9 protein-coding genes and 1 pseudogene are annotated in these 14,419 nt (G+C 63.7%); 5 read left to right on the top strand and 5 right to left on the bottom strand.

Annotation, left to right across the window (positions count from 1 at the left end):
• The 3 genes from ispG to JOH52_RS06785 form a co-directional block, all read right to left on the bottom strand.
• Positions 1-1,254, bottom strand: coding sequence for a flavodoxin-dependent (E)-4-hydroxy-3-methylbut-2-enyl-diphosphate synthase (gene ispG, locus JOH52_RS06795; protein ID WP_014527003.1), 1,254 nt, complete (start codon positions 1,252-1,254; stop codon positions 1-3).
• A gap of 169 nt (positions 1,255-1,423) precedes the next feature.
• The gene (locus JOH52_RS06790; RefSeq protein ID WP_003535755.1) at positions 1,424-2,614 is read right to left on the bottom strand and encodes an MFS transporter; all 1,191 of its coding nucleotides are present in this window, start codon (positions 2,612-2,614) and stop codon (positions 1,424-1,426) included.
• 67 nt (positions 2,615-2,681) lie between these two features.
• Complete coding sequence (locus JOH52_RS06785) at positions 2,682-3,479, bottom strand: DeoR/GlpR family DNA-binding transcription regulator (RefSeq protein ID WP_014529968.1); 798 nt, start codon at positions 3,477-3,479, stop codon at positions 2,682-2,684.
• A gap of 255 nt (positions 3,480-3,734) precedes the next feature.
• Between JOH52_RS06785 and JOH52_RS06780 the strand changes: the two genes are divergently transcribed.
• From JOH52_RS06780 to JOH52_RS06770, 3 genes are all read left to right on the top strand, one after another.
• Positions 3,735-4,508, top strand: a complete 774-nt coding sequence (locus JOH52_RS06780; RefSeq protein WP_003535753.1) for an amino acid ABC transporter substrate-binding protein — start codon at positions 3,735-3,737, stop codon at positions 4,506-4,508.
• 367 nt (positions 4,509-4,875) lie between these two features.
• Positions 4,876-5,556: an amino acid ABC transporter permease gene (locus tag JOH52_RS06775; RefSeq protein WP_003535752.1), complete on the top strand. Its 681-nt coding sequence runs from the start codon at positions 4,876-4,878 to the stop codon at positions 5,554-5,556.
• Positions 5,553-6,314, top strand: coding sequence for an amino acid ABC transporter ATP-binding protein (locus JOH52_RS06770; RefSeq protein ID WP_010970537.1), 762 nt, complete (start codon positions 5,553-5,555; stop codon positions 6,312-6,314). Before JOH52_RS06775 ends, JOH52_RS06770 begins: the two co-directional genes overlap by 4 nt.
• Before the next feature lie 14 nt (positions 6,315-6,328).
• On the opposite strand, the gene pyc is transcribed toward JOH52_RS06770, so the two are convergent.
• A complete protein-coding gene (pyc, locus tag JOH52_RS06765; RefSeq protein WP_013844931.1) occupies positions 6,329-9,787 on the bottom strand; it encodes a pyruvate carboxylase in 3,459 nt (1,152 codons plus the stop codon).
• A 391-nt stretch (positions 9,788-10,178) separates the two neighbouring features.
• A pseudogene (locus tag JOH52_RS06760) lies at positions 10,179-10,908 on the bottom strand (helix-turn-helix transcriptional regulator).
• A 379-nt stretch (positions 10,909-11,287) separates the two neighbouring features.
• Here JOH52_RS06760 and JOH52_RS06755 point away from each other — a divergent pair.
• Together JOH52_RS06755 and JOH52_RS06750 are read left to right on the top strand one after the other, a co-directional pair.
• A complete protein-coding gene (locus JOH52_RS06755) occupies positions 11,288-13,045 on the top strand; it encodes a glucan ABC transporter ATP-binding protein/ permease (protein WP_013844932.1) in 1,758 nt (585 codons plus the stop codon).
• A 225-nt stretch (positions 13,046-13,270) separates the two neighbouring features.
• Positions 13,271-14,383: a hypothetical protein gene (locus JOH52_RS06750; protein WP_010970542.1), complete on the top strand. Its 1,113-nt coding sequence runs from the start codon at positions 13,271-13,273 to the stop codon at positions 14,381-14,383.
• Positions 14,384-14,419 lie beyond the last annotated feature (36 nt).

Here is a 14,419-nt window from a genome sequence, read left to right as displayed (position 1 = left end):
CTATTCCGCCGCCGCCTGGCCGTGGCCGAAGCGTTTCTCGATATAATCGGCGACGAGCAGCTGAAAGTCCTCGGCGATCTTCGGCCCGCGCAGCGTCAGCGCCTTCTGCCCGTCGATGAATACGGGTGCGGCCGGCATTTCGCCGGTTCCGGGAAGCGAAATACCGATATCGGCATGCTTGCTCTCGCCGGGGCCGTTGACGATGCAGCCCATCACGGCGACCTTCAGCGCCTCGACGCCCGGATATTTCTCACGCCAGACCGGCATGCTCGCGCGGATATCCTCCTGGATCTTCTGGGCGAGTTCCTGGAACACGGTCGAGGTGGTGCGCCCGCAGCCCGGACAGGCCGCGACGACCGGAATGAACTGACGGAAGCCCATCACCTGCAGAAGCTCCTGCGCCACCTGCACCTCGCGCGTGCGGTCGCCTCCGGGCTCGGGCGTCAGGGAAATGCGGATGGTGTCGCCGATGCCCTGCTGCATCAGGATGCCGAGCGAGGCGGAAGAGGCGACGATGCCCTTGGTGCCCATGCCCGCCTCGGTGAGGCCGAGATGAAGCGCATGGTCGGAACGCGCGGCGAGCATCGCATAGACGGCGATCAGATCCTGCACGCCCGAAACCTTGGCGGACAGGATGATGCGGCTACGCGGCAGGCCCAGCTCCTCGGCAAGTTCCGCCGAGAGAAGCGCCGACTGCACGATCGTCTCGCGCATCACCTGTTGTGCCGTCAGAGGGGAGCCATTCGCCTGGTTCGCGTCCATCAGCCGCGTCAGGAGCTCCTGGTCGAGCGAGCCCCAGTTCACCCCGATCCGCACAGGCTTGTCGTAGCGGATCGCCATTTCGATGATTTCGGCGAACTGCTTGTCCTTCTTGTCCTTGAAGCCGACATTGCCGGGATTGATGCGGTATTTCGCAAGCGCCTCGGCGCAGGCCGGATGATCGGCGAGCAGCTTGTGGCCGATATAGTGAAAATCGCCGACGAGCGGCACGTCAATGCCGAGGCGCAGGAGCCGCTCGCGGATCTTCGGCACGGCCGCGGCGCTCTCGTCGCGGTCGACCGTGATGCGCACCAGCTCCGACCCTGCCTTGTGGAGTGCGGCCACCTGCGCGACCGTCGCATCGATATCGGCCGTATCGGTGTTCGTCATCGACTGGACGACGACCGGAGCACCGCCGCCGACAATCACGCCGCCGACATCGACGGCGACCGAGGCGCGGCGCGGCTGTGGCTCGAAATCGAAGGCAGAAGACATGAAGGCCTCTTCTTGGGTCCGTTGCTGCAGAGCGGAACGCGCACGGACCGCCCGGGAACTTTCACTTCAGGTGGCGAAGGAACGCCCGCTTGTCAACGGCAACATCACGCGCTGACGGCGAATTGATGGCAGCGGCTGCGCGACTGCCCCTCATCCGCCCAAACGACGATCACCCCTTGCTGTGATCCGCGTGAACGGCGTGATGCGAAAGCAGGAGCACCACGATGAACAGCACGGGAACGCAGGCGAAGATGATCGCGAAGCCGCTGTGTTCCGCGATGAAGCCGATCAATGAGGGCGCAAACAGCATGCCGGAATAGCCCATGGTGGTCGCGACCGACAGCCCTATGCCCGGCTGCAGACCCGGCATATTGCCGGCGGCCGAAAAGGCGATCGGCACCATGTTGGATATGCCGATGCCTGCAAGCGCAAAACCGAGGATCGCGAGAACGGCATTGGGAGCGAGACCGGCCAGCACCATGCCGGCGAGAGCGGTCACGGTGCAGATGCGCAAGGTCAGAGTGGCGCCGAGCCGGTCGCGCACGTGATCGCCGGCAAAGCGCATCGCCGCCATGGTCGCCGAGAAGGCGGCAAAACCGAAGCCCGAAAGCTCGACGGAGGCGCCGAGTTCATCCTTCAGATAAAGCGCACCCCAGTCGAGAACGGCACCCTCGGGCACCATCGAGAAAAGGGCCATGATGCCGATCAGCCAGGGCAGCGGTGTCATCGGCAGCCTGAGCTTCTCTCTGGTTGCCGCAGGATGCGGACGGTCGGCAAGGATCATCGGCCAGGCAACCGCGAGTATCGCAAGACACAGGCAGGTGACGACGATCGCATGCGGCAGCACGCCGAAGCGCGCCATCAGAAAGCCGCCGATCCCCGCGCCGATCAGCCCGCCGAGGCTCCAATAGGCGTGGCACGAGGACATGATGGCACGGCGCATCGACTTCTCGACCTCGACGGCATTGGCGTTCATGGCCACATCCATCGCGCCGACGAAGCCACCCAGCAGGAACATGCCGAGTGCTGCCGTCCACAGATTCGGCAGGAGCGTCAGAAGGAGAAGCAGCGGTGAAAGGATGATCGCCGTGACCTTGACCACCTTCTGCGAGCCGAGACGGGCGATGAAGCCGCCGGCAATCGGCATCAGCACCAGCGAGCCGATGCCGAAACCGAGGATGAGAAGACCGAGAACGCTCTCGCCGATGCCGAGCCGCTCCTTGAACTCCGGGATTTTCGGCGCCCAGCTTCCGGTGACGAAGCCGTTCATCAGAAACAGGAGAGACACGGCAAGCCGGTTTTTCGACATATAGCCCTGCCGGCCAACGGCTTTCGGGGCGGAATCTGTGCGCTGATCCATGGGTTAACCTTCCGCTGCCGGATCGTCCGGCTCAATTGGTGATTTCGATTGCCGTCGGGATCGCGGATCACCGGATAGGCTCCTTCGCGAGAACGACGTTCGCCCCCCGCGCCGTGAAGGCCGCGACCTCGGCTTCCGGCGCATCCGCCTCGAGAACGAGCGTGGAGGCGCCGTCTATGGCGACCACCGTATGCGGTGCTGCGGTACCGAGCTTGTCGGTCGTGACGGCCGCAAGCAGGGCGCGGCTCCTGGAAGCGATCAGCCGCTTGAATTCCGCATCCTCGAAGTGGAACGCGGTCAGCCCTGCTTCGGCATCCGCACCGCAGGTTCCGAGAATCGCGAGATCGGGCCGCAAGAGCTCGGCATCGCGCTGCGCCCGCGCACCGACCGCCGCGCCGACAGCGCGGTTCAGCGGCCCGCCCACCAGAATGACCTCGATGCCCGGCTTCTCCATCAAGGCCGCGGCGATCGGCGGCGTATTGGTGATGATCGTCGCGGAGAGGTCCGGTCCGATTGCCTGCGCAATCGCCAGATTGGCGGAGCCGGCGTCGAGGAACACGGTCATGCGCGGCCTTAGAAAGGCGACGGCAGCCCGCGCCAGCGCCGCCTTGCGTTCGGGCGCGCGGGATATCCGGGCCACAAGCGAGCCTGCGTCGGGCGCAACCGGCAGCGCTCCGCCATAGACGCGCTCGCAAAGGCCGGCGGCGGCCATCTCGCGCAGGTCGCGACGGATCGTGTCTTCCGACACGCCGAATTCGCGCGCGAGATCGACCGCGAGCACCCGGCCCTCGGTTCTCAGCCTTTCCTGGATCAGGCTCTTTCTCTCTCGCAGCAGCAGATCGGTGGACATCCTGGAACCGTGCATAATCGTGCATGAATCGATGGAAACGTGATTATCATTCCCGAGCGCGGCTTTCAATCCCGCCTGCCGCAAAACCGCAGGCACGCAAACGGAACATTTCACGCCTCAGCGTTTTGGGTGGGAATCGGCCATCTGAGGAAAAATCTTTATCGAAACCGTTCGGAATTGGTCTTTTATACGCTTGGAAACCGGCGGGTTTATGCGAAATTCGCTGTAATCCGGATGACGGGCCGGAGAACCAGAACTGGAAAAACAACGATGAAACTCCTTCCGACGCTTTTTGCCGCCGCACTCCTGCAATTCGCCGCCTTCGTTCCCGCTGAGGCGGGGCAGAACCTGGACGAGGTCAAGTCCGCAGGCGTGCTGAAGATCGGCACCGAGGGCACCTACGCCCCCTTCACCTATCATGACGCGAGCGGCGCTCTCGTCGGCTTCGACGTCGAGATCGGCCAGGAAGTCGCCAAGCGCCTCGGCGTCAAGCCGGAATTCCTGGAAGGCAAGTGGGATGGACTGATCGCCGGCCTCGACGCCAACCGTTACGACGCTGTCATCAACCAGGTCGGCATCACCGAGGAGCGCAAGAAGAAATACGATTTCTCCGAACCCTATATCGCCTCCAAGGCCGTGCTGATCGTCCGCGGCGACGACGAGGAGATCAAGGACTTCGCCGACCTGAAGGGCAAGAAATCGGCACAGTCGCTGACCAGCAACTTCGGCAAGCTCGCGCAAGCCTCGGGCGCCGAGCTCGTCGGAACCGACGGTTTCGACCAGTCGATCCAGCTCGTGCTGACGGGCCGCGCCGACGCGACCATCAATGACAGCCTCTCCTTCCTCGACTTCAAGAAGCAGAAGCCGGATGCGAATGTGAAGATCGCCGCCGAAAAGCCCGATGCCGATTATTCGGGCATCATCATCCGCAAGGGCGAGCCGGAGCTGCTCGAAGCGATCAACAAGGCGCTGGCCGAGATCAAGGCCGACGGCACCTATGAGAAGATCTCGCAGAAATATTTCGGCGCCGACGTTTCGAAATAGCGTGTGGAAGATGCCGGAACGGCCCCTCATCCGCCTGCCGGCACCTTCTCCCCGCAAGCGGGGCGAAGGGACACGCGGCAACCTCCCGCACCTCACTCGCCTTTGGAAGACGCGATGCGCCGCGGCCTCCTAACCCTCTCCCCGCCTGCGGGGAGAGGGTTAGTCCTCGGGTTTAACCCGAGGAGAGGGGCAATCCGTGCCTTCGCATTCCCTGCGGCCGGCGGATCAACCAGGGTGACCTGAAGCGGGGAGAGAGTCCCGCGGAACAGTTGCACGGATGTGGGCTTCACACCTTTCCCCATCCTGCTTATGAATCACGATCCGTCCCGGCATCCGGGACGGATCGCGCGTTTTGAAAGGTTCTGTCTTGCCCCACTGGCTTCAACTGATGGCGGACTCGTTGCCGGCCCTGCTCTGGGCGGGGCTGATCTTCACGATCCCGCTGACGCTCCTCTCCTTCACCCTCGGCCTGGCTCTCGGCCTCGTCACCGCCGTTGTTCGGCTGTTTGCTCCGGCTCCTTTCGCGGCCGTGGCCCGGTTTTATGTGTGGGTGATCCGCGGCACGCCGCTGCTCGTGCAGCTCTTCGTCATCTTCTACGGCCTGCCGAGCATGGGCATACTGCTCGACGCCTTTCCTGCAGCGCTGATCGGCTTCACGCTCAACATTGGCGCCTACAGTTCCGAAATCATCCGCGCGGTGATCTCGTCGGTTCCGAGGGGGCAGTGGGAAGCGGCCTATTCGATCGGCATGAGCTGGAGCCAGGCGATGCGCCGGACGATCCTTCCGCAAGCGGGCCGCGTCGCCGTTCCGCCGCTGTCGAACACCTTCATCTCGCTCGTCAAGGACACCTCGCTCGCCGCTGCGATCACGGTGCCGGAGCTTTTCCAGACGGCGCAGCGCATCGTCGCCACCAGCTATGAACCCTTGATCCTCTACATCGAGGCTGCCCTGATCTATCTTGTCATGAGTTCCGTTCTTTCGGCGCTGCAGGGGAAACTGGAGCAGCGCTTCGCCCGCTATGGCGGCTTTCTGGAGGCGCGCGCATGATCGAGCTCTCCCACATCGTCAAGCGCTTCGGCACCAACACCGTGCTGAACGACATCAGCGTCTCGCTCGCGGAAGGCAGCGTGACTGCGCTCGTCGGTCCCTCCGGCGGCGGCAAGAGCACGCTGCTGCGCTGCGTCAACCTGCTGGAAATCCCGACGGCCGGGACAATCCGCCTCGGCGACGACCGGCTCGAATTCGCCGAGGGCCGCAAGGTCGGCTGGCAGGCGATCCAGAGACTGCGCCGCCAGACCGGAATGGTGTTCCAGAACTTCCAGCTTTTCCCGCACCAGACGGCGATCGGCAATGTGATGGAAGGCCTCGTCACCGTTCTCAAATGGCCGGCCGACCGGGCGCGCGCCCGGGCGCTCGAGCTGCTGGAGAAGGTCGGCATGGCACACAAGGCCGATGCCTGGCCGGCCACGCTTTCCGGCGGCCAGCAGCAACGCGTCGCGATCGCCCGCGCACTCGCCCCTTCGCCGCGCGTGCTCCTCTGCGACGAGCCGACCTCGGCGCTGGATCCGGAACTGGCGGAAGAAGTGGTGGAGGTCCTGAGCCGCCTTGCGCGGGAGGGCACCACGATGATCATGGCCACCCACGACCTTCGCCTCGCCTCCCGCGTCGCCGATCACGTCGTCTTCCTGGATGGCGGCGTCGTCGTCGAAAGCGGCCCCCCGCGCAAGATCTTCTCGACACCGGAGCGCGAGCGGACCAAGCGGTTCATCGCCTCGCTGAGTGCGCCGATGAGCTATGACATCTGAAGGGCGGGCGGTGCTTAACCCCCGAACACCACCAGCAGATCCTTCGCATCGATCTGATCGCCGGCCCTTACGAGCACCTCGGAAATCACCCCGTCCTTCTCGGCGTGAAGCGCCGTCTCCATCTTCATCGCCTCGATGGAGAGCAGCACGTCTCCGGCCTTGACCGATTGGCCGGAGGCCACCGCAACGGTCGAGATCACGCCCGGCATCGGCGCGCCGAGATGGGCGGCGTTGCCGGCTTCCGCCTTGCGGCGGACGGCAGCCGAGGCGCCGCGGTTGCGGTCGGGTACCTTGATGGAACGCGGCTGCCCGTTCATTTCGAAGAACATCTTGACCATGCCCTTCTCGTCGATCTCCCCCTGCGCCTGGTTGAGGATGACGAGCGTCTTGCCCTTCTCGATGTCGGCGAAGAGTTCCTCACCCGGCGCCATCCCGTAGAAATAGGCGGGCGTCGGCAGCACGCTGACCGGGCCGTAGGTCTCGCAGGCCACCGCATAATCGGTGAAGACCTTCGGATACATGAGGTAGGAGGCGAACTCGAAATCGGTCACTTCGCGGCCGAGCTTCTCCTCGATGCCCTTGCGCTCGGCGTCGAGATCCGCGTCTTCGAGCAGCGAGCCCGGACGCGCGTCATAGGGCTCCTCGCCTTTCAGCGCCTTCTTCTGCAGCGCCTCCGGCCAGCCGCCCGGCGGTTGGCCGAGGTCGCCCTTGAGCATGGAGACGACCGATTCCGGGAAGGCGATGTCCTTGCCCGGATTCTCGACATCGGCGACCGTCAGATCCTGGGAGACCATCATCAGAGCCATGTCGCCGACGACCTTGGAAGACGGCGTCACCTTGACGATATCGCCGAACATCCGGTTGGCGTCGGCATAGGCCTGCGCCACCTCGTGCCAGCGGGTCTCGAGGCCGAGCGAGCGGGCCTGTTCCTTCAGGTTGGTGAACTGGCCGCCCGGCATCTCGTGCAGATAGACTTCCGAAGCCGGCCCCTTGAGGTCGCTTTCGAAGGCCGCATATTGATGGCGTACCGCCTCCCAGTAGAAGGAGATGCGGCGGATCCATTCCGGATCGAGACCCGGGTCGCGCTCCGAGCCGGACAGCGCTTCGACGATCGAGCCGAGGCAGGGCTGAGAGGTGTTTCCGGAGAGCGCGTCCATCGCCGCATCGACGACATCGACGCCCGACTCGACTGCGGCGAGCACGGTCGCCGCCGCAATTCCGGAAGTGTCGTGCGTGTGAAAATGGATCGGCAGGCCGGTCGCTTCCTTGAGCGCCTTGAAGAGCACACGCGCCGCGGCCGGCTTCAGGAGCCCGGCCATGTCCTTGACGGCGATCATGTGGGCGCCGGCCTTTTCCAGCTCGGCCGCAAGCGCCGTGTAGTATTTCAGGTCGTATTTCGGCCGGGCGGAATTGAGGATGTCTCCGGTGTAGCAGATCGCCGCCTCACAGATCCTGTCCTCCTCGGCCACCGCGTCCATCGCCACGCGCATGTTCTCGACCCAGTTCAGGCAGTCGAAGACGCGGAAGACGTCGATGCCTCCCTTCGCGGCCTGGCGGACGAAATATTTGACGACATTATCCGGATAGTTCTTGTAGCCGACGCCGTTGGCGCCGCGCAGAAGCATCTGCAGGAGCAGGTTCGGCGCACCCTCGCGCACCATCGCCAGCCGCTCCCACGGATCTTCGGTCAGGAAGCGCATCGACACGTCGAAGGTCGCGCCCCCCCAGCATTCGAGCGAAAAGAGGTTGGGCAGCGCCCGCGCATAGGTGCCGGCGATGCGGGCGATGTCGTAGGTGCGCATGCGCGTGGCGAGAAGCGATTGGTGGCCGTCGCGCATCGTCGTGTCGGTGATCAGCACCTCCGGCTGCGCCTTCACCCATTCGGCGAATTTCTTCGGGCCGAGCTGGTCGAGGCGCTGCTTCGTGCCGGGCTTCACATCGCCGCCGGTGAACGGCACGACCGGCGCGGCGATATCGTCGGAAGGCTTCGGCCGGCCCTTGACTTCCGGATGGCCGTTGACGGTGACGTCGGCGAGATAGGTGAGAAGCTTGGTGGCGCGGTCCTGGCGCTTGACCTGCTGGAACAATTCCGGCGTCGTGTCGATGAAGCGCGTCGTATAGCTGTTGTCGTGGAACTTCGGGTGGCTGATGATAGCCTCGAGGAAGGTGAGGTTGGTCGCCACGCCGCGGATGCGGAATTCTCGCAGCGCACGAATCATCCGCTGGATCGCCTCGCCCGGGTTCGGCGCCCAGGCGGTGACCTTCTCGAGCAGCGGATCGTAGTAACGGGTGATCACCGCGCCGGAATAGGCGGTGCCGCCGTCGAGGCGGATGCCGAAGCCGGTGGCGCCGCGATAGGCGGTGATGCGGCCATAATCCGGAATGAAGTTCTGCTCCGGGTCTTCCGTCGTGATGCGGCACTGCAGCGCATGGCCGTTGAGGCGGATGTCCTCCTGGCGCGGCACGCCCGATTCCGGCGCACCGATGGCGAAGCCGTCGAGAATATGGATCTGCGCCTTGACGATATCGATGCCGGTGACGACCTCGGTGACCGTATGCTCGACCTGGATGCGCGGATTGACCTCGATGAAGTAGAACTTGCCGGTATCGGAATCCATCAGATACTCGACGGTGCCTGCGCCGATATAGTTGGTCGCCCTGGCGATCTTCAGCGAATAATCCGCGAGTTCCTGGCGCTGCGCATCATTGAGATAGGGCGCCGGCGCCCGCTCCACGACCTTCTGGTTGCGACGCTGGATCGAGCAGTCGCGCTCGAAAAGATGGACGACATTGCCGTGCGTGTCGCCGAGGATCTGGCTTTCGACGTGACGGGCGCGCTCGACGAGCTTTTCGAGATAGACCTCGTCCTTGCCGAAGGCGGCCTTGGCCTCGCGCTTGGCCTCGGTCACCTCGCGGATCAGGTCCTTGGGGTCGCGGATCGCCCGCATGCCGCGGCCGCCGCCGCCCCAGGAGGCCTTCAGCATCACCGGATAGCCGATCTCCTCGGCCAGTCGCTTGATCTCTTCCGGGTCGTCCGGCAGAGGCTCGGTCGCCGGCACGACCGGCACGCCGATCGAGATCGCGAGGTTGCGGGCCGCGACCTTGTTGCCGAGCTGGCGCATCGTCTCCGGCTTGGGGCCGATGAAGGTGATGCCGTTTGCGGCACAGGCCTCGGCGAATTCCGGGCTTTCGGAGAGCAGCCCATAGCCCGGATGTATGGCGTCGGCGCCGGAGAGCTTGGCGACGCGGATCACCTCGTCGATCGACAGATAGCTCTCGATCGGTCCGAGGTCGCGGGGAAGGTGCGGCCCGCGTCCGACCTGATAACTCTCGTCCGCCTTGAAGCGGTGCAGCGCCAGCTTATCCTCCTCAGCCCATATCGCGACCGTTTTAAGCCCCAGCTCATTGGCCGCGCGGAAGACGCGGATGGCGATTTCGGAACGGTTGGCAACAAGGATCTTGGAAATGGACAAGTCGGACTCCTCATAGACTTGGACACGCGGGAATGCTGCACCCGCGAAAAGAACTATTAGCGAGTCAAGGAATGAAGCGCAATTTCAGATGCGACATGAACGCTGACCCATTCGGTCAGGAGCACGGTGCACGAGAGTGGCGTGAACATTCGGAACCTCCCTGACCCTGTGCTTGTCACAGGGAGCCAGCACCGCCGCGTCTGCGGCGGGGAAGACGTCCTGTCAGCCTAGAGCGGGATGAGGAAAAGTGTGTGCGGTTTTCCGCCCGCATCCCGCTCTAACTTCTACAGGACTTGGGCTGGCCGGATTCCTGTGACGGGCACAGGAATGAAGGGGAGGGAGCGCGACCCCTTTCGAATCCGGTCGAGGCGCTGCACTTCGGCTTGTGCCGTCAGGAGATCAGTCCCAGGCGGAAGGCGATCGCCACGACGTGATGGCGGTTCTTCGCCTTCAACTTTTCCTGGATGCCGTTCATGTACCAGTCGACCGTGTGGCTGGAAATGTCGAGGACCTTGCCGATGTCGTTCGAGGTCATTCCGTCGGCGAGATAGTGGAGCGCCTCCATTTCGCGCCGCGTCATCTGGACTTCGACGCGGGAGACAAGTTCCGCCATGATCTCCGGATCGGTGAGTTCGAGCAGCTTCCAGAACAGCCGCTTGGCAATGGCGTCGAAAAGGCTCAACTCCACCGGGCTCAGATCGACCACCCGGCCGCCGACGGTCAGGTTGCCCATGAGCCCGCGCCGGCCGTGGACCGGAAAGATATAGCCGTCGAAGAGGCCATGATTGCGCGCCTCGACCATCATGCTTTCCATGCGCTTGCGGTGCGGGTCCGAGCGGAATGCCACGAGCGTGTCGCGCCAGCGGAAGCCGCGCTGGGCATGCCCGAGGAAGCGAATGGTCGGATCGATAACGACGTATTTCTTGCGGATGTAGATTTGCGGCCAGCCCTCCGGCCAGAAGAAGTCTCAGCGGATTCTCATGCGGTTTCGGCTGACGCACGATGCCGTAGAAGTCGAAACCGCAGCGGTCGAGCAGGCGCTCGAACTCGGGCAGGATCTCCTCGCGCGTCTTCATCTCTTCCAGTAGCGCCAGAAACTGTACGAGCAACGTAATATTCATAGAGCATCCTCAAATCAAAAACGCGCCGCGCAACCCGCCAGGCCATGTGAATACGCCGTTCAGAAGCCATTCATGTTGCAACCGCGATAATTCTTCATATCACGCCCGGTCTTGCAGGAAACCTGCAAAAACTCGGAGTCGAGGCATCAAGATAGCTAACGATGAATCATCCCGCCAACCCTCCCATGGTATCGGATGATCCTTCTCGCTGATCCGCCCCGTCTACCGCGTTTTTTGGGAAGAACGCAAAGGCCGTCACCCGCGGCTTTGCCGGCACGCAAGGTGGATGAAGATCATCCTTGCCGTCGGTTCAAGACGCAACGCATTGCCGCATCGTGCCGTTGCGGCGCCAATTCCGATACCCGAAAGGGGTGAGACAGTGTCCTTGTTTCAGGTGTATGCAAGAGCGCTTCAGTATCTTGCTGTCCACAAGTTTCGCGTCGGGGCGATCGTCATAGCCAATATCGTCCTGGCTGCCATCACCATTGCGGAGCCGATTCTGTTCGGCCGAATCATCGACGCGATCTCGTCACAGAAGGACGTCGCGCCGATGCTGCTCCTGTGGGCGGGCTTCGGCGTCTTCAATACGATCGCCTTCGTGCTCGTCTCCCGCGAGGCGGACCGTCTCGCGCATGGTCGCCGCGCTTCGCTCCTGACCGAAGCCTTCGGCCGGATCGTCTCGATGCCTCTCTCATGGCACAGCCAGCGCGGTACCTCCAATGCGCTGCATACGCTGCTGCGCGCCTGCGAGACGCTCTTCGGCCTCTGGCTCGAATTCATGCGGCAGCATCTGGCGACGGCGGTGGCGCTCATGCTTCTGATTCCGACCGCCTTTGCTATGGACGTCCGCCTGTCGCTCATCCTCGTGGTGCTCGGTGCGGCCTATGTGATGATCAGCAAGGTCGTGATGAGCCGCACGAAGGAGGGCCAGGCTGCCGTCGAGGGCCATTACCACACGGTCTTCTCGCACGTGTCCGACTCGATCAGCAATGTTTCGGTGGTTCACAGCTACAATCGGATCGAGGCTGAAACGCGCGAACTGAAGAAGTTCACGCAGCGCCTGCTGTCGGCCCAATATCCGGTGCTCGACTGGTGGGCTTTGGCGAGCGGCCTCAACCGCATCGCATCGACGATCTCGATGATGGCGATCCTCGTCATCGGCACCGTGCTGGTGCAGCGCGGCGAGCTCGGCGTCGGCGAAGTGATCGCTTTCATCGGCTTCGCCAATCTGCTGATCGGCCGCCTCGACCAGATGAAGGCCTTCGCCACCCAAATCTTCGAAGCCCGCGCCAAGCTCGAAGACTTCTTCCAGCTCGAGGATTCCGTGCAGGACCGCGAGGAACCGGCCGATGCCGGGGAACTGAAAGGTGTCGTCGGCGAGGTCGAATTCAGGGACATTTCCTTCGACTTCGCAAACTCGGCCCAGGGCGTACGCAACGTCTCGTTCAAGGCGAAGGCCGGCCAGACGATCGCCATCGTCGGCCCGACCGGTGCCGGGAAGACCACGCTCGTCAACCTCCTGCAGCGGGTCCACGAGCCGAAACACGGCCAGATCCTTATCGACGGCGTGGACATCGCGACCGTCACCCGCAAGTCGCTGCGCCGGTCGATCGCCACGGTCTTCCAGGATGCCGGCCTCATGAACCGCTCGATCGGCGAAAATATCCGCCTCGGCCGTGAGGACGCCTCTCTGGACGAGGTGATGGCCGCCGCCGAGGCCGCCGCCGCGAGCGACTTCATCGAGGACCGCCTCAACGGCTACGACACGGTCGTCGGCGAACGCGGCAACCGCCTGTCGGGCGGCGAACGCCAGCGCGTCGCGATTGCCCGCGCGATCCTGAAGAATGCGCCGATCCTGGTGCTCGACGAGGCGACCAGCGCGCTCGACGTCGAGACCGAGGCCCGCGTCAAGGATGCCATCGACGCCTTGCGCAAGGACCGGACGACCTTCATCATCGCCCACCGCCTGTCGACCGTGCGGGAAGCCGATCTGGTCATCTTCATGGATCAGGGTCGGGTCGTGGAAATGGGCGGCTTCCACGAACTCAGCCAGAGCAACGGCCGCTTCGCCGCGCTGCTTCGCGCCAGCGGTATCCTGACGGACGAGGATGTCCGCAAGAGCCTTACGGCGGCGTGATCGCCTCACTGGATTTGCAACGAAATGCCCCGGCTCCGGGGCATTTTTGTTTGACCGGGAAGGTCCGGCCGCCCATTCGGCGGCAGGCGCACCGCGCTGCCGGCACGACCGGAGCGCTTGGGGATAATCGCGCCCGCGGCTTGCACCTCCACGACGATCGGGAAAAGACTGTCCGCGGGTGAAAAGCACTGGGGCTGCCGCTCCGCACCGATGCGGGAGACTTGAATGAGCGAATATCAGTTCTACGAGTTCCAGGCGATCGACAGGCCGCTGACGAAGGCCGAGCAAGGGATGCTGCGCGACTTGTCCTCGCGGGCGCGGATCTCCGCGACGAGCTTCACGAACTATTACGAGTGGGGCGATTTCAAGGGAAACCCGAAGCAGCTGATGGAACGCTTCTTCGACCTGCACCTCTATCTCGCCAATTGGGGCACGCGGCAACTGATGATTCGTGTGCCGACGGGGCTATTCGACCGAAACGCGTTGGGTGCGTTTCTGGACGAAGTCGACTGGGTGACGGTGTCGAATCATGGCGGGCACATGATAATCGACATTTGCCGTAGCGACGATGAGGCGGATTATGACGACCAGAGCGGCGAGGGCCGGCTTTCCGCGCTTGCTCCACTGCGCGGCGATATCCTGTCAGGCGATCTCAGGCTGTTCTATCTCCTCTGGCTTTTGGCCGTTGAAGAAGGCGAGCTTTCGGACGACGCTCCGGAGCCCTTGCCGGGCATCGGTCCGCTCACGGGCGCGCTCGAGGCTGCGGCCGAGTTCTTCTATATAGATTCCGATCTCGTGGAAGCGGCTGCGGCCGCTCCCTATGAGGAGGAAGAGACGCCCGGCGCATCGCGCGCCTTCGTCGAAGGCCTTGCCGAGGATGAAAGGACCAGACTTCTCCTCCGTGTGATGGAAGGCGACGCCAATGTCCGCCCCGAATTGCTCCAGCGCGTCCGCGCGCAACGCAACGGTTCCGAGCGGCCGCGCCGGACGGCTGGCGAATTGCGCGCCAGGGCGCACGAAATCCGCGCTTTGCGCGAACGTGCCGAAGCCGAACGGCTGCGGGCCGAGGAGCGCCGCAAGGCCGAGGAGGCTGAAAGGGCGCGCCGCGTTCGCCTCGGTCAGCTGAAACAAAGGGGCGAGGATGTCTGGCGTGAGATCGAAAGCGAGATCGAACGCCGCAACGCCCCGGGTTACGACAGCGCCGCTGCACTGCTCGCAGACCTCGCGCTACTTTCCGCCGAGCAAGGCACCGCCGCCGATTTCTCCCGCCGGCTCACCGACATCCGCGAGCGTCATGAGCGCAAGGGCAAGTTCATCGAACGGTTGCGCGGACTGTGACAGAGCGCCTCGTCGGGAGGGGGCCTCTCCCTCTCG

Source organism: Sinorhizobium meliloti, assembly GCF_017876815.1.
GTDB lineage: Bacteria > Pseudomonadota > Alphaproteobacteria > Rhizobiales > Rhizobiaceae > Sinorhizobium > Sinorhizobium meliloti.
Note: the sequence above shows the minus strand (reverse complement) of the source record. Positions and strands in the feature narration are given on the sequence as shown.